The 20,938-nt window shown below is 58.4% G+C and carries 16 protein-coding genes; 2 read left to right on the forward strand and 14 right to left on the reverse strand.

The features are described 5' to 3' along the window. Window positions 1–226: 226 nt before the first annotated feature. Both XH83_RS37905 and XH83_RS37910 read right to left on the reverse strand, forming a co-directional pair. Window positions 227–949, reverse strand: coding sequence for a hypothetical protein (locus XH83_RS37905; RefSeq protein WP_128930014.1), 723 nt, complete (start codon window positions 947–949; stop codon window positions 227–229). 23 nt (window positions 950–972) lie between these two features. Then, window positions 973–1,350, reverse strand: a complete 378-nt coding sequence (locus XH83_RS37910; RefSeq protein WP_128930013.1) for a hypothetical protein — start codon at window positions 1,348–1,350, stop codon at window positions 973–975. 58 nt (window positions 1,351–1,408) lie between these two features. Between XH83_RS37910 and XH83_RS37915 the strand changes: the two genes are divergently transcribed. Next, a complete protein-coding gene (locus XH83_RS37915) occupies window positions 1,409–1,651 on the forward strand; it encodes a hypothetical protein (protein ID WP_128930012.1) in 243 nt (80 codons plus the stop codon). A gap of 868 nt (window positions 1,652–2,519) precedes the next feature. Here the strand turns inward: XH83_RS37915 and XH83_RS37920 are convergent. From XH83_RS37920 to XH83_RS37930, 3 genes are all read right to left on the reverse strand, one after another. Next, the gene (locus XH83_RS37920; protein WP_128930011.1) at window positions 2,520–5,618 is read right to left on the reverse strand and encodes an efflux RND transporter permease subunit; all 3,099 of its coding nucleotides are present in this window, start codon (window positions 5,616–5,618) and stop codon (window positions 2,520–2,522) included. Continuing rightward, on the reverse strand, window positions 5,615–6,490 hold the full coding sequence (locus tag XH83_RS37925; RefSeq protein ID WP_232995547.1) for an efflux RND transporter periplasmic adaptor subunit: 876 nt from the start codon (window positions 6,488–6,490) through the stop codon (window positions 5,615–5,617). The genes XH83_RS37920 and XH83_RS37925 overlap by 4 nt, the downstream gene beginning before the upstream one ends. 197 nt (window positions 6,491–6,687) lie before the next feature. Beyond that, window positions 6,688–7,812 (reverse strand): efflux RND transporter periplasmic adaptor subunit, encoded by a 1,125-nt coding sequence (locus XH83_RS37930; protein ID WP_164933587.1) that lies wholly within the window; start codon window positions 7,810–7,812, stop codon window positions 6,688–6,690. Window positions 7,813–7,958: 146 nt separating this feature from the next. On the opposite strand from XH83_RS37930, the gene XH83_RS37935 reads away from it, so the two are divergent. Further along, a complete protein-coding gene (locus tag XH83_RS37935) occupies window positions 7,959–8,606 on the forward strand; it encodes a TetR/AcrR family transcriptional regulator (RefSeq protein WP_164938227.1) in 648 nt (215 codons plus the stop codon). Window positions 8,607–8,994: 388 nt separating this feature from the next. Here XH83_RS37935 and XH83_RS37940 read toward each other — a convergent pair whose 3' ends face one another. The 9 genes from XH83_RS37940 to XH83_RS37975 form a co-directional block, all read right to left on the reverse strand. Then, window positions 8,995–11,067 (reverse strand): methyl-accepting chemotaxis protein, encoded by a 2,073-nt coding sequence (locus tag XH83_RS37940; protein ID WP_128930007.1) that lies wholly within the window; start codon window positions 11,065–11,067, stop codon window positions 8,995–8,997. A 201-nt stretch (window positions 11,068–11,268) separates the two neighbouring features. Further along, window positions 11,269–12,264, reverse strand: coding sequence for a zinc-binding dehydrogenase (locus tag XH83_RS37945; protein ID WP_128930006.1), 996 nt, complete (start codon window positions 12,262–12,264; stop codon window positions 11,269–11,271). 124 nt (window positions 12,265–12,388) lie between these two features. Next, on the reverse strand, window positions 12,389–13,237 hold the full coding sequence (locus tag XH83_RS37950; protein ID WP_128955136.1) for a fumarylacetoacetate hydrolase family protein: 849 nt from the start codon (window positions 13,235–13,237) through the stop codon (window positions 12,389–12,391). 40 nt (window positions 13,238–13,277) lie between these two features. Continuing rightward, a complete protein-coding gene (locus XH83_RS37955; RefSeq protein WP_128930004.1) occupies window positions 13,278–14,549 on the reverse strand; it encodes an MFS transporter in 1,272 nt (423 codons plus the stop codon). A gap of 25 nt (window positions 14,550–14,574) precedes the next feature. After that, a complete protein-coding gene (locus XH83_RS37960; RefSeq protein ID WP_128930003.1) occupies window positions 14,575–15,012 on the reverse strand; it encodes a nuclear transport factor 2 family protein in 438 nt (145 codons plus the stop codon). 6 nt (window positions 15,013–15,018) lie between these two features. Beyond that, entirely contained in the window at window positions 15,019–15,651 is a 633-nt protein-coding gene (locus tag XH83_RS37965) for a VOC family protein (protein ID WP_128930002.1), read from the reverse strand. Window positions 15,652–15,962: 311 nt separating this feature from the next. After that, window positions 15,963–17,288 (reverse strand): carotenoid oxygenase family protein, encoded by a 1,326-nt coding sequence (locus XH83_RS37970; protein WP_206733113.1) that lies wholly within the window; start codon window positions 17,286–17,288, stop codon window positions 15,963–15,965. A gap of 13 nt (window positions 17,289–17,301) precedes the next feature. Beyond that, entirely contained in the window at window positions 17,302–17,433 is a 132-nt protein-coding gene (locus tag XH83_RS40540; protein ID WP_276575769.1) for a hypothetical protein, read from the reverse strand. 15 nt (window positions 17,434–17,448) lie between these two features. Then, window positions 17,449–20,904, reverse strand: coding sequence for an indolepyruvate ferredoxin oxidoreductase family protein (locus XH83_RS37975; RefSeq protein ID WP_164933586.1), 3,456 nt, complete (start codon window positions 20,902–20,904; stop codon window positions 17,449–17,451). Window positions 20,905–20,938 lie beyond the last annotated feature (34 nt).

A 20,938-nucleotide genomic window follows, 5' to 3' on the forward strand; every position in this document is an offset into this window, starting at 1 on the left:
GGAGAGGCCTCTTTGAGCCCGGCCCCTATACCTCTTTCGACATCTCTCGCTCGCACCGGTGCCAGGCACCTGGGGAATTTGCCAAAGGGGTTGCGTCGAATTGGATAAAAGCGAATGAGAACTTGGCTGCTCGCAGAAACTAGATCGGCATCTCAACGTCTTTCAGCATTTCGAATCCGCGCGTAGCGTTGGCTCTCGTCAGGCTCCGGCAAGCCAAGAGATCTGCCTACTGGTTTAGCTGCGGCAACGGCTGGATAGCGGATGTGGCTCTCTGTGATGCAGCAATGAAGCAGCAGAGAGCAATGAGATCGACGGCCGCTGCCGCCGACCCGAGACCAAGATAGCCAGTCGTCTGGACCAATGTCCCGCCCAGGAGCGGTCCAATCATGTTGCCGACCAACATGGCTGGGGTCGCAGCAACCGCGCGCCCGGTGAGATCAAGGCGCGCGAGATGCCCGAAGACAAAAGTATGCGTGAACAACATTATGAACGGGAAAACGACCGCTCCGACCGCATACGGCAAGAAACCGCTAGAGCAAGAGATTAGGACAGCTACCGCTCCCTGCAGCAGGGTTCCAGTCATCGCGACCCGCATCGGCGGAAGCCGCTTTTGGAGAAACGCGGCGAGCAGGGTCGGTGTCATAGCCACCAGACCTAACGTGACCAGAACGCTTTGGATCTGGACAGGCGACAGTCCGCGATCGGTGCCCATCGGTTGTAGGAAACTGAATATCATTGCCTGGACGAGCGACATCAGGACGATTCCAGTGATAATGAACCACACAGGGCGTGTGAATCCAGCGGCATCCCTGACGAGGTCTTCGCTGATGGAAGCAGAGGGAAAGAAGAAAGTCGCTATTGCGGCTGCCACGGCCGTAACTGCGGCAAAGACCTCAAAGATGGCTGGTGGACCGAATTTCGTGATGAGAGTCGCCGATGCGCCGAGCAATATTACCGCGAAGACTCCAAGCGTTAACCCCCCCATTGCAAAGACACGATGTGGGTTATCCGTGCGACTCCTGTCGCCAATCCAGCGACGAAGTGGCCAACTGCCAGAATGCTAAATTCGGTGAAGCCGGCCATCACATAGAAGGTCCCGGCACTGATGCCGAAGCCCAGCGTCGGCATCCAGCGCCCCGGAGCGCGATGGAAGAATGGCGATAGTGTAACGCTTGCAAAGACCATGGCTCCTAGAAAGAGGGTCGGAAGCGCCCCCGCTCGCGCCGGTGAAAACGCATATTCCGAGATCAGAACACCGACCCAAATCGGAAGTGCGGGCTGGTCTATCATCCCAGCCATGTGCCCTGTCACTAATGAAATCTTTGACCCCAACGAGTTAATCTGCGCCATTTTTTCCTCCCGTATGATAGTCGGCCCTCGTGAATTGCAGCTCCGCACCGATGCAGGCATGATGAAGGCATCCGACAGCTATGGAGAGCCGCGACGCTCGCTCCCCACTGCCATCGAAACTCTTGAGCTGCCGGCGCGCGCCTCACAGAGTGCTTTGCTATCCATCGAGAGCATCATGGATGAGAGCTCTAGACGGGACGATTGCCCGTTGCTTCAACTAGCCATCGCGGCCAATTACCAATGGCATCTGCACAAAGCGCAGCTGCTTGCGAAAATGGCTTCACCGTTGATCAGCAATTGAGGATACCCAGCACCGGTCAGAGCGTTTGGTGCAGAGTTCGGACGTCATTCCGAACAGGTCAGGTGCGTCCACCCCCGAGCGGCAATTCACGGCCTTCCTCCATATGTCATTTATTACTTACTGGCTAGCAGGCATGAACATATATGTCAAATCTGACGTATGGATGCGCGTGGCCGGCAACTATGCAGAACCGCAAAGAGCGCCAGATTTGAAGCTTGGGGCTTTTGTTGTGCCCACGAGAATACGCCGATTGGGACGGCTGATGTCGTCGCATTCGACAACGTCTGGCAGGAGAGCAGACCTGATAAGAAGGTCTACGACATTGCTAGCAGTGGTCTTGTTCTCGACCATACCCATGTTGCGCCGTGCGCTTTCATAAGCACGGTCGGAAACGCACGTCCGAGCCACGTCGACTGTAGCTGGGCCGAGTTCGACGCGTCACCGGCATTCTGAGACGAGACCAATGTGCCACGCTCCTGATCAATTCAGTGGCGCTGCGCTTTCGATAGCCGTGGACGCTACGGGAGAGACATTCAGGACGATGATGTGGCGAGCTTTTTTAACGTCGTTCTGGTGCTCGGTCTCGCGATCGATTGTTTGATTCTCCTAAGGACCATCACTCGGTAGCTCGACAGCTACGGCGGTGACATCATTTCACGACGCTCGTGGATTGTGAAAGCGCGGTGAACGTCGTGCGACGCTGCCGGCAATCGCCGATCGTCGTGCACCGGATCGCCAAGCCCGAAGAGCTCTACGGTCGGATCCGGTGCAGGGAAAGGCATCACGAACTCCCGGTACAAACCGGCGCGGAGCGTGGCGGTTACCAAGCAGGACGCCAAAGGCCTTGTGGCATCGCGCTCGGGCTTCCCTATGGTGAGCTGGCCCTGGCGAGCCTGCTGGGCTCCTCCTGGCGCGAAGAAGAGTCCTTTAGTGGGGCTTCTACACGGAACCAGGCGATGTAAAGCGCCGGCAAGAAAAAGAGAGTCAGGAAGGTCGCAGCCATGATGCCACCGATCATCGATAGCGCCATAGGACCCCAGAAGACCTGCGGCGCGATCGGAAGCATGCCGAGGCTTGCTGCGGCGGCCGTCAGCAGGATTGGCCGCATGCGATGCTGTGTTGCCAGCACGACTGCCGACCATTGATCGTGACCCTCGTCAAGCATTTCGTCGATCTGCGCCATCAAGATAATCGAATTGCGAATGATGATCCCGATAAGGGCTAACGTACCGAGAATCGCGACAAAACCCATCGGTTTTCCGGATACGAGGAGAGCGAACACAACGCCGATCAAGCCGAGGGGAGCCACGCTTACGACAAGGAACAGCTTCGCAAAGCTTTGCAGCTGGACCATAATGAAGAACGCCATCGCAAGCAGCATCACAGGCACGACCGCAACGATTGGACCCTGACCCTTTGAGCTCTCCTCGACGGCGCCTCCGGTTGCGATCTTCATCGACGCCGGCAGGTTCGCGGCGAAGGTCTCGATAGCCGGCGCAAGCTGTTGGACGACAGTTGCCGGTTGCGTGCCATCGTGGATGGTGCCTCGAATCGTGATTGTTGGGACACGGTCGCGTCGCCAAATAATGGGCTGCTCCAGGTCATAGCGAAGTGTTGCGAACGAGAGCAACGGGACCACCTGTCCATTGCCAGTCGGGATCTGCAACGACTGCAGCGTTTCGATTCGGCTGCGTTCGTCGTTTGCGGCGCGCCCAACGATGTTGACCTGATAAATGCTATCGCGCATCTGTGTAATGGACGTCCCGCCGACAAGGCCGTTCAGTATCGAGGCAACATCGACGGAGTCGAGCCCGAGCTGCCTCGCCTTGTCTTGCGCTATTTCGACTTGAACGACCTTGCCTGGCTCGTTCCAATCAAATGTCGGAGGGTCAAGATGCGGGTTGTCGCTCATGATTTTGGCGATCTCCAGTGCCTTGGCGCGCAATTGCTGGATGTCCGGCCCGCTGAGGCGGTATTGCAGCGGACGTCCAACCGGAGGTCCAAGGTCGAGCGGGTGGATGAAGACGTCGATCCCGATGAATTGATCGGCCGCGGTCTTTCGCAATCTGCTTTCGATCCGATTGCGAGCTTCAAGTGACTTGGCTACGACGACCACCTGGCCGAAATAGTTAAAGGCCATCTGCTGGTCGAGTGGCAGATAGAAGCGGATCGCACCTTGCCCAACATAAGAGCTCCAGCTTTCGACGTCAGGATCGGAGGCCAGCCCTTTTTCGAACTGGTCGATCTGCTTCTTGGTCTCAAGGATCGTGCTGCCCTGCGGAAGCGTCAAGTCGACGAGCAGCTCGGACCGGTCTGACGACGGGAAGAACTGCTGCTGCACAAATCCCATACCGACGATTGCCACCGCGAGCAGACCGAGGCTTCCGCCGATTGTGACCCAGCGGAAGCGCATCGCGGCCTCCAGTAGAACGACAAAGTAGCGGGATAGCCGGCCGACACCGATATGGTCGTGATGTTTCATGGTTTTTGGAAGGACCATGACGCCGATCAGTGGAGCGAACAGAACGGCTACCACCCAGCTGGTTAGTAGCGATGCTGCGATTACGAGGAACAGAGTGTAGGTGTATTCGCCAGCCGATGAGCCGTTGAACCCAATCGGGATAAAGCCTGCGACAGTTACCAGGGTTCCGGTTAGCATCGGAAATGCGGTCGAGGTGTAAGCAAAGGTCACTGCGTTATAGAGATTGTCCCCGCGCTCAAGGCGGTGCACCATCATCTCGACTGTTATCATTGCATCATCGACGAGCAGTCCAAGCGCGATGATCAGCGCACCTAGGGAAATGCGCTGCAGCGTTACTCCAAAATACTGCATGATGACGAACACGACCGCCAGCACGAGCGGAATTGAGAACGAGACCACCAGCCCTGCCCTCACTCCAAGACTGATCAGGCTTACCACCAACACGATGGCTATGGCCTCAACGAGCGCTTCGGTGAAGCCGCCGACTGCCTGCTCAACTATCTTCGGCTGATCGGAAACCAGGTGGAGTTCGACGCCTACCGGAAGCGTGGCCAAGATGTCGCGCATCTTTGCTCTCAGCGCCTCACCAAATTGAAGCACATTGCTAGAGGCCATCATCGCGATGCCGAGCCCGATCGCAGGCTTTCCATCGACACGAAATAGCGGATCGGGTGGATCGCGATATCCACGGGTGATGGTCGCGACGTCGCTAAGCGGAAGGAAGCGGTTGTCGATGCGCAGGTTGGTGCTTCGAAGGGCCTCTTCCGAAGCGAATTGACCGCTTACGCGCAGCGAAACTTGTTCTGGGCCCGCTTGTACGACGCCTGACGGCTGCACTGTGTTTTGATTTTGCAGTGTCTTGATGAGCGACTGCATATTAAGACCGAGTGCCGCCAGCTTGCGCGTGGAGATGTCGAGATAGATGACCTCATCTTGTGCTCCGATCACCGTGATCTTGCCGATGCTTGGCACGGTGAGAAGTTCCGAGCGCACCCGCTCGACATAGTCGCGCAATTGCCGTGGGCTGAGTCCGTCGGACGTAAACGCGTAGATGTTGCCGAAGACATCGCCAAATTCGTCGTTGAAGGAGGCTGCGCCTACGCCTGAAGGCAGGGTGTACTGGATGTCCTGAACATGTTTGCGGACCTCATAGAATAGCCACGGCACGTCCTTTGGCTTGGTGGTGTCCTTCAGATTGACCAAAATCGTGGTCTGACCGGGCGTCGTGTAGCTCTTGACGTAGTCGACCGCGCCGATCTGTTTCACCTCCTTTTCAATCCGGTCGGTCACTTGATTGAGCATGTCGTCAACCGTCGCGCCGGGCCATTGTTGCTGGATCACCATAGTCTTGATGGTGAACGGAGGATCTTCCTCGCGACCGAGGCTGCGGTAGGCGAGCAGGCCCGCTATCGCGGACGCTATCATCAGGAACCAAACGAACGAGCGATGCTTTAGGGCCCATTCAGATAGATTGAAGGAGGTCACGACTGATTCTCTTGCAAAAGTTTGACGAGTTGTCCTTCGGAGAGGGAATGCACGCCGGCAGTGATGACGCGATCGCCAATCGACAAGCCGGATGTAACTGCCACGCGGTCTCCCCTGTGGGCGCCGAGCATCACAGGACGTGCTAGAGCCCTCTTGTTTGCTCCCACGATCCAGACGGCGTCCTGACCTTCGATTTTCAAAAGAGCACTAACCGGAATCTCCATTTGGCCCTCCTGTGCAGCCGCGAGGCGGATCGTGGTTCCCAGCCGAAACGCTTCAGGTGGATCTTCGATGGTGAACCGAATGCGCCGAGTTCTGGTCGAGGAGTCCGACTGCGGCGCGATCTCACGGACGACCGCCTTGGCTGCGATGCTATCCTGGACGAGGAGCGATGCCCGAGAGGATGAACCTTCGATGAATTGGCCAATTCGGTCGTCCGGTATGTCGAACACACCGTCGCGAAAAGTTGGGCGAGCGATGGTGACAACCGTCTGGCCTACCGAGACGACCTGGCCGATTTCCGTGGACCAGGAGACGACGACACCGTCATAGCTGCTGTTTAGGGTCGTGTAGCCGAGTTGTTCGGTCGCCTTCTGCAGACTCGCCTCAGCTTGCGTGGCGCGTGATTGGGCGCTCTGCTGGGCTGCTGTTGCCGCATCGAGGTCCGCCTGTGTCCCGCTGCCCGTGCTGAACAGTTTGTGCTTTCGTTCCAGAGTGGCCTCGGCATTGGCAAGGACCGCTCGAGCGTTGGCCAGATCGGCCTGGCTTGAGACGATCGCGAGCTGCGCGACGGTCGAATCAAGGGACCCGAGTCTTTGCCCCTTGGCAACGAGATCTCCCACATTGACGTCGCGCGAGCTCATTCGCCCCATTGTTTGAAAGCCAAGCTCGGCCTGGTACCGAGGCTGCACCGTTCCGGTGAAGGTGTCGATCCTCTACGAGGCCGGTTGCACAACCATGGTGAGCACGGGACGAATGACGGGCGATTCGAGGCTCTTCTCCTCGCACCCGGAAAGCGCCGCGGCGCAGGCGAAAAGTAGCAGCCGCAAGACCGTGGGTGCGGGCGACGTCATGGCTCGGCTCCGTAGGCGACCGCGACAACCTTCCCTGGATACAGCAGTTGTACGCTGGAAGTTACGACACGCTCGCCTTCTTCCAATCCGGCGGCCAACGCGACCGCTCCAGTGAGATATTCCTGCACGACGACCCCGCGAAGCCGGGCCTTGTTCTCGCTATCCAATATCCAGACTGCGGGCTTACCGTTGGCTGCAAACAGCGCGCTCGATGGAATGACAAAGGCAGGCGATAACTCCCAACGGGCTCTACCGACGACGGCCGAACCGAGTGTCAAATCGGCCGGCGCTCGTTCGACCGCGACCTTGAGCGTAACGGTGCCGGTGGCCTGATCCAAAATCGGCGAGATCTCGCGCACAGAGCCGGCAACAGTTACATTCGGCATCGATTGCGAGGTGATGTCGACAGTCCTGTCGTTTGGCGGATTGGTGACAAGAATCTCGGGAACTTGGAATACCGCATCCCGCGGGCCATCCTCGGCAAGGGCGAAAGCCGTCTGTCCGGCCTGCACAACCTGGCCGACTTCGATACTACGTGAGACAATGATGCCGTCCCGTCCTGCCTTCAATTCCGTGTAGGTTAGCCGCTCGCGTGCCGTATTCAGGGCAGCTTGTGCGCTGTTGACCTGCGCCTCATCTGTTCGAAGCGTGGCTAACGCCTGATCGAATCGCTCACGTGTGGTAGAGCCACTGCTAAGCAGAGACTGTTGTCGCTCGAAATTTCGTTGGGCTTCCAGCAACTGCGCATTCGCAGCATTCAGCGCTGCTTCAGCACTGGTAACATCGGTCTGCTGCTCGGTCCGTTCAAGATGCGCGAGAGTTTGACCTGCTTTGACATACTGCCCAACCTCGACGTCGCGACGGACAACTCGTCCACTGGTCTGAAATGCAATGTTCGAAAGGATGCGAGCCTGGATCGTCCCAGTGAGGGGAAGGTCTGGCGTGATGTGTTGCCGGCGGGCGGTGGCGACGGTCACGCGCAACAGCGCCGAAGACTTGTCACCCGCTCGCGCCATCGAGTTCGGGAACGCTGTAAGCACGGTCGCGACGAGCGCGAGCGACGTGCGGAATTGCGCCCTGTTGGCCAGCCGCGGCATTAGGTCCCCTTCTTCGCTGGGCATTTGCAACATGCTGATTTAACTCAAAGTTTCAAGTTGTCTGAGCGCCCCGCCAAAGAACTCCAAGGCGTAATATTCAACAGGCGTTGAATATTTAGTTGCATCGTTCTAAACGTCAAGAGGTCGGAATGGTCGATGGAGGAGGAGGGATGTCTCGAAAAGCCGTGAGAACGCGCGGTCGACCACGGAAGGGCTCAGAACTAGAGGCCGACAACCTTCTCGATGCAGCGCTCGACGCATTTGCCGAGCACGGTTTCGAAAAGGCAAACCTCCGCTCAATCGCTGCTGCCGCGAAAGTTGATGTCGCCCTGATCTCTTACCACTACGGATCAAAACTCGAACTATGGAAGGCCGTAATCGAGTCGTTTTCGGGGGAGGCGATGGCTCTGCTCGCATCCGTGCGATCGGATGGGGCAGAAGTGTCTTCGAGGGAGCGCCTAGAGCTTACGATTGAACAATTGATCAATGTGGGCCAGCGTAAGCCGCAATTTGCGCGATTTGTCATCAACGAGGTTGCCGGGATCGACCAGAGCGAGCGATTTGAGTTCTTTCACAATGCCCTAACTAAGCCACTCCGAGAAACCTTGGTACCCTTGATCGCAGCAGTCAATCGGAGTGGCAACAGCCGGAAAGTCGATCCGAACTTGCGATTCTTTGCCGCCCTCGGCGCGATGTCGATGTCCATGGCTAACCGGCAATTCATCGCGCGATTTGCGCCGGTTGCTAAAGACGACAAGCAATTCCGCAAGGAGCTGATCGCCGTCATTAGCGCAGTGATGTGTCCCGAAAACGCCTAGCAGGCTGCTGAATTAGTAGCCGATCGACGGGCGAAAAAGAGAATGTCGTCGCCGCCTGAGTTTACCAAAAGGAAGTAGGAGGCTGCCCAGCCACGTCGTGATCGCAACGTTTCCACGACACGGCTCACAGCTGCACCGCCAGCAAAGTTTGTGAGGCGGCGGTCGTGACTAGTGTGGGTGCTGACCTGTCACTCAATTGTTATCCAGCGGACGATCAGAGTCTGCGGGGTTTCCGCAACGAACTCGAGGCAAACATATTGAGTGCTATCCCGACATGACTATCGACGGTGTGTCCAGGTGACCTTGTGGTGAGTGCCCGTTCAAGACGAGCAATGAGACGTTCAGCCCGGAGAGTTCCGGCGAGGACAGGTGATCCGTGTTAGGCCCGTTAGGCTGCGCGGATCGCTTCCAGGAATGTGGCGACCTCGGTCTCTAGCCGGTTGCTTTCGCCGGACAGTGACTTCGCGGCGGCGAGCACGTTGAATGACGCCGTTTCGGTCTCGCTGGCGCCCCTCTGTACATCAACGATGCTGGCCGAAACCTGTCGGGTACCATGCGCCGCCTGCTGCACGTTGCGGGAGATTTCGCGCGTTGCCGCGCCCTGCTCCTCAACCGCCGCCGCGATCGTGGAGGCGATTTCTGACATGCGGCCGATGGTGTCTCCGATCGACTTGATCGCGCCGACCGAGTCCTGGGTTGCGCTCTGAATGCCTGTTATCTGCTGACCGATTTCGTCGGTTGCTTTGGCCGTCTGCTCGGCCAGAGCCTTGACCTCCGACGCCACCACCGCGAACCCGCGGCCGGCCTCCCCGGCGCGTGCCGCTTCTATAGTGGCGTTGAGGGCCAATAGGTTGGTTTGGCTTGCGATCTGGCTAATGAGTTCGACTACGTCGCCGATCCGACGGGCCGCCTTGGCGAGTTCGGCGACATGCTCGTTGGTCCGTCCCGCCTGCAGCACCGCTTCGCCAGCAATGCGGGCTGAATCTTGCACTTGGCGACCAATCTCGTCGACGGACGACGACATCTCCTCGGCGGCCGCCGCCACGGTCTGCACGTTGGTCGAAGCTTGTTCGGAGGAGCCAGCCACGGCAGCCGTGATCTGTTTGGATTGCTCGGCCGTGCTAGTCAGCATACCGGCCGACGCTTCCAACGCCGCGGAGGCGGACGAAACGGTCCTGATCACATCGCCGATCATGGCCTCGAATTCGCGCGCAATCTGGTCCAAGCGTTGGCCGCGTTTGAGTTTGCCCTCGGCTTCGCTGGCGGCCGCGGCGTCGGCAGCCTTTTGGGCGACTAGCTTGTCTTTGAAATGCTGTAGCGAGCCGGCAACTTGGCCGACTTCATCATTCCGGCCGGTCGATGGGATCTCGACGTCATGGTTTCCGGCCGCAAGAGTGCCGATCACCTCCGCAAGCTGGCCTAGCGGCGTCACCACGCGTCGGCGCAGCATTATGGTCACGCCAGCGAGCGTACCGAGCAGGGCCAGCACTGCAACTCCTGCAAGCACCAGCATCCCCAGCGCGCCGTCACGGACCGCCGAGGCGCGCTCGGCAGCTTCGGCCAAGGCGGCATCGCGGACGCCGAAGAACATCTGGATAGCGGGCACAATGACCTTGGCCATGTCGGAGGGACTGAGACTGTATTTGCCGTCGCCTCTGGCCGCCGGCATTTCCTTCTCGACGACCGGAATCGCCTTTCCGAAATAGGCTTCGACGGCCGCTTTCATGGCCGTGGCAAGGCGGGGCGGATTGCCGAGCTGGTCGATCGTGCCCTCGATGCGTTCTCGGTCGGCATCTAAGCGGCCCTGCATACGATCCATCAGCGCAAATTCAGCGGGAGTGAGCGGACGCGAGGCGCTCAAGGCCGGCGACAGTGGCGAGGCGTGGCTGCCGGCGGTCACCCGCAAATCCTGCGCGGTTCGCGCCAGGCTCAGCAGCGTTGCAAGTGAAGAATCGGCGCTGACCACCTGCCCCTCCAGCCGATTCAGGATCGGCTCGATCGCGCCGATCATCTCGGCAACAGTGGGAAGGAGTTCTTTGACCACCGCACTATCGCGCGATCCGAGGGATACGCGCACGGCCCGATCGGCCGCCGCATGAACATCCTTGAAACGGCGCCCGGTACGGTCCAGGCTTTGGATCATCGGTTCGCCACCATCAAGGGCCAGCAAACTGTTGCGGGCCAGGTCGAAGGCCGCATCGGCGGCGCTCGACGCCTTGCCCATCGCTTCGATCTGGGTCGGCGTGGCGGGCGTTTCCTGAAAGATCGTGATGTAGGGTGTACGAAGGCCCGCCAGGTGTTGACTGACCATCAGCACCGCGCCGAAAGCCTCGACCATTTTGATGGATTCGGAGCGACTAACGAAGATGCGCGTCTGCGGAAGCAGAACCTCGGCGCCGAGAATAACCGCAAACGTGGTCACCGTCAGCATCGACAGCGCAAAGAGCTTTCCGATTCGCATGCGTACCCCACATTTCGCATAAGTTTCCGAGAACCTATCGCGCTCTCGCTAATTCATCATTAAGTCCGGGACGCATCTTGGTGGCGGTATGCCTATGTATAGAATTGTCGTGTCGTCGATTGCGCCGCATCTCCTTGCCATCGACAGGAAATGGAAGGCGGCGAATCACGGCGTCTCGGGTGTGCGGTGATGCATCCCTCGCTACGGCTTTAACACCAGCTTGCCCATAACTTCCCGGCCATCAAGCATTCGATGCGCTTGCACAGCCTCCCTAAGCGGCAATCGCACCGTCACGGACGGATTGATGGCTCTTGCTTCCACGAGTTTGAAGACCTCTGACGCAATCCGTACGCGCTCTTGAGGAAATGGATCGTAGACGTGAACGCTATAAGCACGCACTGAGATGCTGCGGTCCATGTTCTTGCGCAAGTCCGCGAATAGGTCGGACGATGGAAGTCCCGACAGCGCATTGAACGTGACGATCTGTCCCAAGGGAGCAACGAGCTTGATGTTGTCGCGGAAATCCGGACCGACCAATTGGTCGAACATCAAGTCGACGCCCGTACCTTTGGTGATATCCAAGATCCGGGCACCAACCGCTTCAGAGCTGCTGTCGATCGCATAGCTTGCACCCCGCTCCAAGGCGAACGCTGCCTTGTTCGGGGCCCGGCAGACAGCTATCAGCTGTATCCCAGCAGCGCGGCAAAGATCGATCATGGCGCAGCCGACGCCGCCAGTAGCTCCGTTGATGGAGGCGACCTTTACCCGGCGCAGATCTGCAGCGTCATTCAACATGCCCCATGCGACCTGATAGTCGGGAATTGCGACCGCGCCCTCAATGTCTATGCCTTCAGGCAGCTTCGTGATCTCGTGGACATCGCAGGCGACATATTCGGCGTAACATCGGCGAGAAAACTTCCATGCGAGAACGGGCTGGCCCGGGGAGAAGCCTTCAACACCATCTCCCACCCGCTCAACATAGCCGGTTACACTGATCCCCGGCACCTCCGGATACTCCACGGGCCACGGGTAGCGTCCAGTCCTGACCAGCGCATCGTATTTCCCGACCCCGATGGTGTCGGTCCGAATGAGGACTTGCCCAGCCGCCGGTGTGGGAATTGGCAGATCGATGTATTTGAGGACCTCGGGTCCTCCCGGCTTTTCGACTTGAACAGCTTTCATCATGGCTGCGGGCATGAACACCTCCGTGCGCTGAATTGGTAAGGTCGTATTGGCGCGCTTAACCGCGGGCCGTTGTTGAAAGCAGATTGTTGGGTCCGCCTATCGGGAAGGTTTTAAGCGGCCGCTTTCGGGCGAGCTTTCACGTCGGTTCGTCGATCACCGCGTTTTCCAAAATTCCGACGCCTGAGATCTCCACCTCGACCCGGTCGCCAGCGCGCAGCCAACGCGGCGGAACGCGACGCGACCCAACTCCTGCTGGAGTACCGGTCGCGATGATATCGCCTGGCAGGAGCCTGAGAACACTGGACAGATAGCTTATAAGCCGCGGTAACCCATAGATCAGCTGGCTCGTCGATGCCTGTTGAACCACCTCGCCGTTTAAGCGCGTGGAAAGCGCGAGGCGGTCCGGATGCGGGACGTCAGTCGCCGCCACGATCCAGGGTCCTATGGATCCGCTCGAATCGAAATTCTTGCCCGTCATGCCAGTGGCAGAGTGTTTTTGGTAATCTCGGACACTGCCCTCGTTTAGACAGGTGTACCCGCCGACGTAGTCGAGCGCCCTTCCCTCCTCCACTCTGTGGCACGTCCGGCCGATGATGAGAGCAAGCTCCCCCTCGTAATCGAGGCGCTCAGACACTTTAGGCCGAAGCAGCAGCTGGCGATTCCCAACGAAGCTCTCGTGCGTTCGCTGGAAAAAAGTCGGGTAAGCAGGCGCCTCGTTTCCGGTCTCGTCTACGTGAGCTTTATAGTTGAAGCCAACGCAGAACACCCTGGCCCTAGCAGACAGGGGAGGAAGAAACTCAACGTCACCAATCTTCAGGTCAGGCTCGCGTGTCATAAGCTTTTCTGCGCGAGCCCAGCCTTCCGCAGCCACTACTTCATCGATATCAGATAGGCCTTTATCAAACGGCGACAGGGAGATGATGCCGTCGCCCTTCACAAGGCCGATGCTGACCGAGCCATTCCGAGCAAATCGAGCTACTTTCATTGAGATACCTTCTTTTTTTGAGGCGCTGATGAAGGCTGACTCAGCCGCTCTTTTCGCCGTTTTGGCTTAACGAGGCGGATGGGATCAAAGCAAAGATGACTGACGCCGCCAGCATCAGGGCGCTACTGGCGATGAGCGCGATGTCGTAGTTTCCCCGCAAGGCTTGAACCGCGGAAAACATCAGCGGGCCAATGGCTACGCCAATGGCGAACACGACGATAAACAGCCCGATCTTTTGCCCCAGCTGGGCAACGCCGAATTGCCGTGCGACAGTGTATGGGATGAGATCCGACTCTGCTCCCGCTCCAAGCGCAAGAAGAGCTGCGGCCAAATAAACCATAGAAGTCTGCCGTGTCGAGACCAACAGCAGTCCGGCAGCCACAGGACCGAGGCAACCAACGACCGCTACCAACCGTGGAGACCATCGATCAAGCATGGACCCGAGCAAGAAGCGGGCTACCAGCATCGTCATGCCGTATGTCGCCATCACAGCCGCCGCATCGACGGGCCGAAAGCCGCGATCGATCAACAACGGTGTCATGTGGACAATCATACCTTGAATGGCGAGCGTCATCAGTAGGAATGCCAACGCAAGCATCCAAAAAATTGGAGCAGACAAAAGCTCACCGAAGACAAGCTTGGAGGATTGCGCGGAAGCGGCGGACTTCTGAAAGCGCTCCTTGCCGGGAATGAGCCAGATGACGGCTACTGCGCCAAGGATTGCGACCCCAGCGCCGATCGCTGCGTAGCTGTTGCGCCAGCCGTATTCTGCAATGGAAAAGGTGGCGATCGCGGGCATTAACATGATGCCGGCGGCCGAGGCTGCATTAATGATGCCGAGCGCAAACCCACGAAAGGTCGAAAAAGTCCGAGTGACTATGTAGGTGAAAGCCGTGATCCCTTGCCCCGCGCCAAGGAGTCCGAGCAGGCCCATAAAGATTGCAAAACTTAAGGGATCACGTGGAAGTTGACCGAGTGCAATCAGGCCGAGCGCAAACAAAGCGAAAGAAAAGCCTGCAAAGACGCGCGGCCCATATCGGTCGACCAGCCACCCGACGATTGGCTGCGAGAAGCCGGAGCAGAGAGCAGCTGGCGCAAGAGCGGCAGCCACGCTGGCCCTCGACCAGCCCGTATCGTTGACAATTGGCAGCAGGAATGTTCCGAAAGTATAGATTACGATCGGCCCGAAATTGGTCAACATGCCAATTCCGGAACCGAGCACGACCTTTGTTGCCTCTATTCCACGTAGCTGAACCTGCGGCGACAGGTCGCCAACGGCCGGCAGCGCAGGCGTATTAACGCTCGTCATCATCTTCCTCCCCTTTTCAGCTCATGTTTTATTTTTTCTTGAGTTCGGTCACCGTTTTCTTTCTTGCGATCAACCAGCGCCCGTCGCTCCGATGCAGCTCGTCTTCGTAACGGCCAAATCCTGCTACGCCATCAAATGGCAGAGGAAACTGTTGAGGAGTGGTCTCACTGCGCTGGCTGAGCAGAGTTACGTACGCGTGAATAAGAATGCGATCTTCGTTCAGCCATTCCGATCTGATGTTGGAGATCAGGTGTCGGACGACCAGGTTGCGATCGCGGCGATTGATAAGATCAACAAGCATGCCCTTGCCGCGTACAAGGCCATCGCCGCGGTGCCAGACACCATCTTCTGTGAAGAGCCCTGCAGCGGCCTCGGCATTGCCATAGTCAAAATGCTCCATGAAGCTCAAGACCGTCGCTTGAGCCTCGAGGATATCCGCCGCTCGTTCTAGCCTATCCCGCTGCATGGGCCCTCAGATCTTAAGCAGCTGGTCTAATGGCTCGCCGGCGCGGAAGCGCGCCAAGAAATCCTTCGGGTCGACATCAATGCCAGAGGGATTGTTCTTGAAAGCGTCAGAGTCGATGAAGGCCTTGAGTTTCTCGGCGTCGTCAAAATTGTTGCAGCAAAGCTCAACGACGTTCTGGTCTGGATCTGAGAAATAATAGCTTGTCACTGGACCGTGGTTGGAAGCGCGGTGGGCTTGCAGACCAGCGCCGAGCAACAATTCCACGCGATCCAGCAGCGCCGCCAGATTTGCGTGACGAAATTGAAAGTGATTCAAGCCGGGATCGCGGCTGGGCGAGTCGGATAGCTCTGGCAGCTCGAATAGCGCCAGGACCTGCCCATGAACCGGCGAGCGGTCCAAGAACATGAAACAGGATCGCACGTCGCTAGCTCGGGTCTGTTTGGGCGAGCCGGCGAAACGGCGCCGGTTTTCCGGGGCACCGCCAGGATTTGTGATGCTCCAGCTCAATCCCAGCACAGATGAGTACCAGTCGCGCATCAGCTCGTACTGTGCAGTTTGCAGAACGATCTCCGAAACGCGCGGCGAAGGCAGCGCGGAGGTTGCCTTGTGCAGGTCGGCGGGTAGCGATTGGACGCTCATGGGGACAGATTCCTCATATGACACTTTTGACTTATAGTTCTAGGTTATCAGGGCTCGACGATATGTCAACTATTACATATGGCGCCATGCAGCATTTGTCTGGAGTTGAGCGCGGGCGCTTGTTCGTGAATGATCAAACGCCCGTCATGCTGAAGCGGCAACATGCAAGGCCGTCCAAGATCGCCGTCCCTGGCGCGACGGTCGCCTCACGAGCGAAATCAGCCACAGGCAGGTCACCACAAGAGATGTTACATCCTCTTGTGGTTGCCTGTGGCTGAGGTCAGCTGGTTGCTGTCCGTAGTGGAGCCGTGTCAGTTTGGTGCAGTGAGCTCGCTTGAAGGCACCGAGTTGCCGTGCAAGCCGTTGCGTAGCCGCAGCGGTAAGTGAGCGACTGCGACCGGGCCATCTGCAAAATGTTGAGTGTCCAAGATGACGAGGCCGCTCCGCCTTTCGTCGAGCCTGTTGACGAGCGCAATGACGTAGCCGTCTCCCTCCGGCGCATTAGGGGATCGGGGAGCAAACACCGGTTCTTGGACAGACGAGGTGGGACCGGGTAGCCAGCGCTCGCTCTTTCCGGTCGCTATATCCAGGTGAGCGAGGCCGTTGAGGAAAGCGTTGACCGAGGGCGGGCCACAGCGATCCGCGTCATACGGAGCGAAGGGGTCGATAAGGGCGAGAAAGGCATGACGATAGGGCCGCGTGGCGTAACGCTCGTCCACATGGGGGAACTCGCCCATCGTTTGGGTAAAGATCTCGGCCTGAGGAACGGGGCTGTTGCTAGATAGATCAAATGTCCATCTCGTCATGGCTTGACGCAGGGACCGGGGATCAGGCACGTGCCCACTATATTCTGGGAAGAACCAGAACACGTTGTCATTGACGACGGGCAGGTCGAGATAGACTTTGTGTCCTTCGTCCCATGCATTGATGGTGTGGCCCTGGAAGCCGTTCGTCGGCACTGTAAACCAACGAATATCTTTTCCGCTGCCGCGGCGGGGCAGAACCCCATAGATTTGGTCCACATTCGGCTGCCAGGCAAAGGCCGGTTCGCCCTGCTTCAGGCGTTCGATGTCCGACGTCAGCGAGCTCACGGGAAAGACGACATAGTTTTCCGTCACGGCGAAGTCGTGTATCATCGCTGCCCGCGGCGCATTAAACCAAGCTTCATGCACCACGTGTCCGCCGCGATCGATGACGTAATAGGCGATATCGGTGGTCGTCACACCCTTGGCGGCATAACCAAAGCCAATCAGCTCGCCATTGGTCGGATCGATCTTGGGGTGAGCCGTAAATGTCTGACTGGTCATCTTTCCGTCAAAACGGTAGTTACCGATCGTTTCAAGCGTATCTGGCCGCATCGCGACCGGCGGTCCGTCCTCCTTCAGCGCGAGCAACAGCCCATGGTGAACGACGACGTTGGTATTGGCCGTGCTTCGGATAGTACCGGCAACCGATGGATCGTCAGTGAACGGATTGCGGTAGGCGCCGTAGAGGGCGCGGCGCGCCGCCCGCTCCGCAACGAACTTGTCGGTCAGGACATATTTCGACGTAAAGTCGACATGACCATCCTTGAAACGGAAGGCGCCAACCATGCCATCGCCGTTAAAAAAGATGTCACGGCCAAGCTCGGCGGCCATTGTGGTTCGGGAGCTACACGAAAAAGGTGCCGTCGAGATCGGTTGGAATGCGTCCTTCAACGTCAAGATCGAACACGTGTGCCTCTACACGGCCAGGAGCGTCGAAGCCATGATAAATCGGATCGTCAGGGAAACGCTTCGTCATTTGTCACCTCGGTTTTCATGCCTTTAGCGTAGTGCGCGCGCTAGCGTCCAAGTGAGGCGCCGCATTTTCGTAACCTGCGAGCGCCTCCCCAAGGCGCCGCCGGAACAATTCGATCGCCTTTTGCTTCACGTGGCCGAAGCCACGCACCTCGAGCGGTAGCTCAGCAATGGCGACAGCCTGTGGAAGCGATGCCGCTGACAATCGACGGGGTAAGCGGTTCAAGGCATCGATGAATTCGGCGATCAGAGCACGCTCGGTGCGGCGCTCGGCGCTCCTTCCGAAGACGTCGAAGGGTGTTCCGCGCAAGATCTTCAAGGCCGCCAAGATTCTGAAGACGGGCAAGATCCAAGCTCCGAACCGGATCTTGCGCGGCTCTCCCGTTGTCTTGTCGCGGCGAGACAGAAAAGGCGGTGCAAGATAGATTGACAGCTTTGCGAAGCTATCAAACTGAGATCGGACTGCCCGCTCGAACTCTCCGCTCGTATAGAGTCTGGCAACCTCGTACTCATCCTTGTAGGCCATCAGCTTGAACAGGGATCGCGCAGCAGCCAGCGTTAGCGAATGGCCAGTATGAACCTTAGTCTCCGCCTCACGGATGTGGTTGATGACATCAAGGAAACGCTGGCTGTAGTCATTGCTCTGATAGTTGCGAAGAAATGTCGTAAGATCTTGGATCTCCGCCTCAGGGGTGCGCTGCTCAGTCTTTTCGGCCAGGCCTGCTGCAACAAAGACGAATTGAGGGTCGGAAGCTAACCGACGCCCCCACTCAAGCGCAGCGAGATTTGCCTCCTTGGCGGCGCCATTGAGTTCGATCGCCTGGTGGAGGTCCTCAAGGTTAAGGCCAAGCCAGCCTTTCTGATAAGCGCACCCGATCATCATGAAATTGGCGGCGATCGAATCGCCGAACAAAGATTGTGCCAAAGCCGTGAAGGGAAACACCGCGAAATGTTCCGGTTCAACTTGTGTGCTCAGCCGTCTCGTCAGCAAACTCGAATTCACGACGGCCTGACGATTAGTGACGAAATCTCCAGTGATGGACACGTCAGCATTGGCGAGGACGCGGCTCCGCCCTCGGTTGAGAGATGCCATCACGTCCGATGCATTGCCGACGATCTGGTCGCAAGCCAGGAGAAGGTCACAGTGCTCCGCTGGAATCCGCAAAGCATGAATGGGGCCGCCAAGATGAACGTGACTTGTAACCGCCCCGCCCTTCTGAGCCATTCCGATCTGGTCCAGCACCGCGGCCCCTCGACCTGCCAGGTGTCCGGCCATTGCCAGCACCGCGCTCGTCGTCACGATTCCGGTCCCACCTACGCCGGCAAGAAGAATGCGGCTGTGTTGCGGCGGCGCAGCGCTCACCAGGGGCAGCAATGGTTGGTCGATCGTAAGCTGCGGTTTTGGCCCGCGGTTCACACGGGCACCCTCGACAGTTACGAAACTGGGACAGAAGCCTCGAATGCAACTGAGATCGGTGTTGCAGCTCGATTGATTGATTCTTCGCTTCGTACCTAGTGGAGTGTCGACCGGCTCCACGGATAGGCAGTTTGACTTGATCGAGCAATCGCCGCAGCCTTCGCAGACCAGCTGATTGATGAAGACGCGGCGGCTGGTTTCCTTCAGTTGGCCACGTTTGCGTTTCCGCCGGCGCTCGGTAGCACACATCTGGTCATATACGATGATGCTTACACCCGGTTGGGCTCGCAATTTGAGCTGTACGGCATCAAGTTCGTCGCGATCCACCACCTCTCCCGCCAGGGAGTGGACCTCGGCATGCTCACGATAGGACGCCAGATCATCGGTGACCAAAATTATTGTGCTGACGCCCTCGGCCCGGAGCTGGCGCAGAAGCCGCTCGAGGGAAAGGTCGCCATCGACTGCTTGACCGCCTGTCATCGCGACAGCACTGTTGTAGAGCAGCTTGTAGGTGATGTTCAGCTTAGCAGAGACCGCCTGGCGGATTGCGAGCAGGCCTGAATGGAAATACGTGCCATCGCCCATATTCGAAAACACATGCGATTCGTCGGTGAACGGAGCGAGGCCGAGCCAGTGGATTCCCTCGCCGCCCATCTGGGAATAGCTGAACGTGTCAGGGCGATTGCGCGCGGCTAAACCGTGGCAGCCAATCCCAGCGAGAGCTCGACTGCCATCTGGCACGGCTGTCGACCGGTTATGCGGACACCCGGAACAGAAGAATGGACGCCGGGATGCGGGCACATCTGCAAATCCGCGTTGGTTCGTGTGCCGGCGCAAGCGTTCGCCTCGTGCTGCTACGACCTGATCACCGGATATCCTTGCGATGACCGCCGCGATCTGGACAGCAATCTGCTCGGGCGTTAGATCGCCCGTTGCAGAAAACATCGGGTGTTGCTCCGGTCCACATTTGCCCCAAACCGAGGGAGCCTGTGACCGGCCGTAGAGTATAGACTTTACTTGGCGCTCGATCAGCGGCGCCTTCTCCTCCACGATGACGAGCTCCTGCAGGCCTTCGGCAAAGGCTGTGAGGCCCTGAGGCTCTAGCGGCCAGATCATCGCCGGCTTGTAGAGAGCCAGCCCGAGCTCGATCAGCCGTGAATCGTGAAGGCCCAGCAGGTCGAGTGCTTCGCGCAAATCATTCCAAGATTTGCCGGCCGCGACGAAACCGACCCGCGCGTCCTTAGGCCTCACCGCGACGCGATCGAGACCGTTTGCCCGGACATAAGCAAGCGCAGCCGGCAAACGGAATTCATGCTGCCGCCGTTCCTGATCGAGCGGCAAGTCAGGCCAGCGGTTATGCAGGCCAATGTCCGGCACAGTGACGTCGGGCCGAACGGGCAAATTACCTAATTCTGCGGCCGGCACGGTGCGTGTACTGTCGGCCACTTCCGTCAGCACTTTTAGCGCAACCCAAGATCCCGTCAGCCGCGACATGGCAAAGCCGTGGAGTCCATAGCTGACGATCTCGCCGGGATCAGCCGGGTAGAGCAGCGGGAGGAGGAGACTGGCGACAGTCTCGTCGCTGTAGCAGGCGACCGTTGAGGATTTTGCCAGATGATCGTCACCCACGGCGACGACCACCCCGCCGTTCGGCGAAGAACCTTGCGAGTTGCCGTGCCTAATCGCGTCCGCCGCGCGATCCAGTCCAGGGCCCTTGCCGTACCACAACGCAAAAACACCATCGACCCGGGCGCCGGGTGATTGATGGATCTGCTGCGTACCGGCCACGGCGGTGGCCGCGAGTTCTTCATTGACCGCCGGCTGCACCACAATCTTTTGGTCGCTCGTTAGCCGCTTCGCAGAGGCAAACGCGGCATCGAGCGTACCAAGGGGTGAACCCCGATAACCGCTGACGAAACCCGCGCTCGACAAGCCATTCATCCGATCTCGCTCGGCCTGTAATAGCATCAGGCGGACGAGCGCCTGCACTCCGCCGAGGAGAACTGTTCCGCCGCGCTTGGAATAACGATCATCGAGCGAGATAGAGGAATTACTCATTCGCAACTCCATTGGATGCGCTGGCGCAAAAGAC

It is taken from the genome of Bradyrhizobium sp. CCBAU 53351 (genome assembly GCF_015291745.1).
Taxonomy (GTDB): domain Bacteria; phylum Pseudomonadota; class Alphaproteobacteria; order Rhizobiales; family Xanthobacteraceae; genus Bradyrhizobium.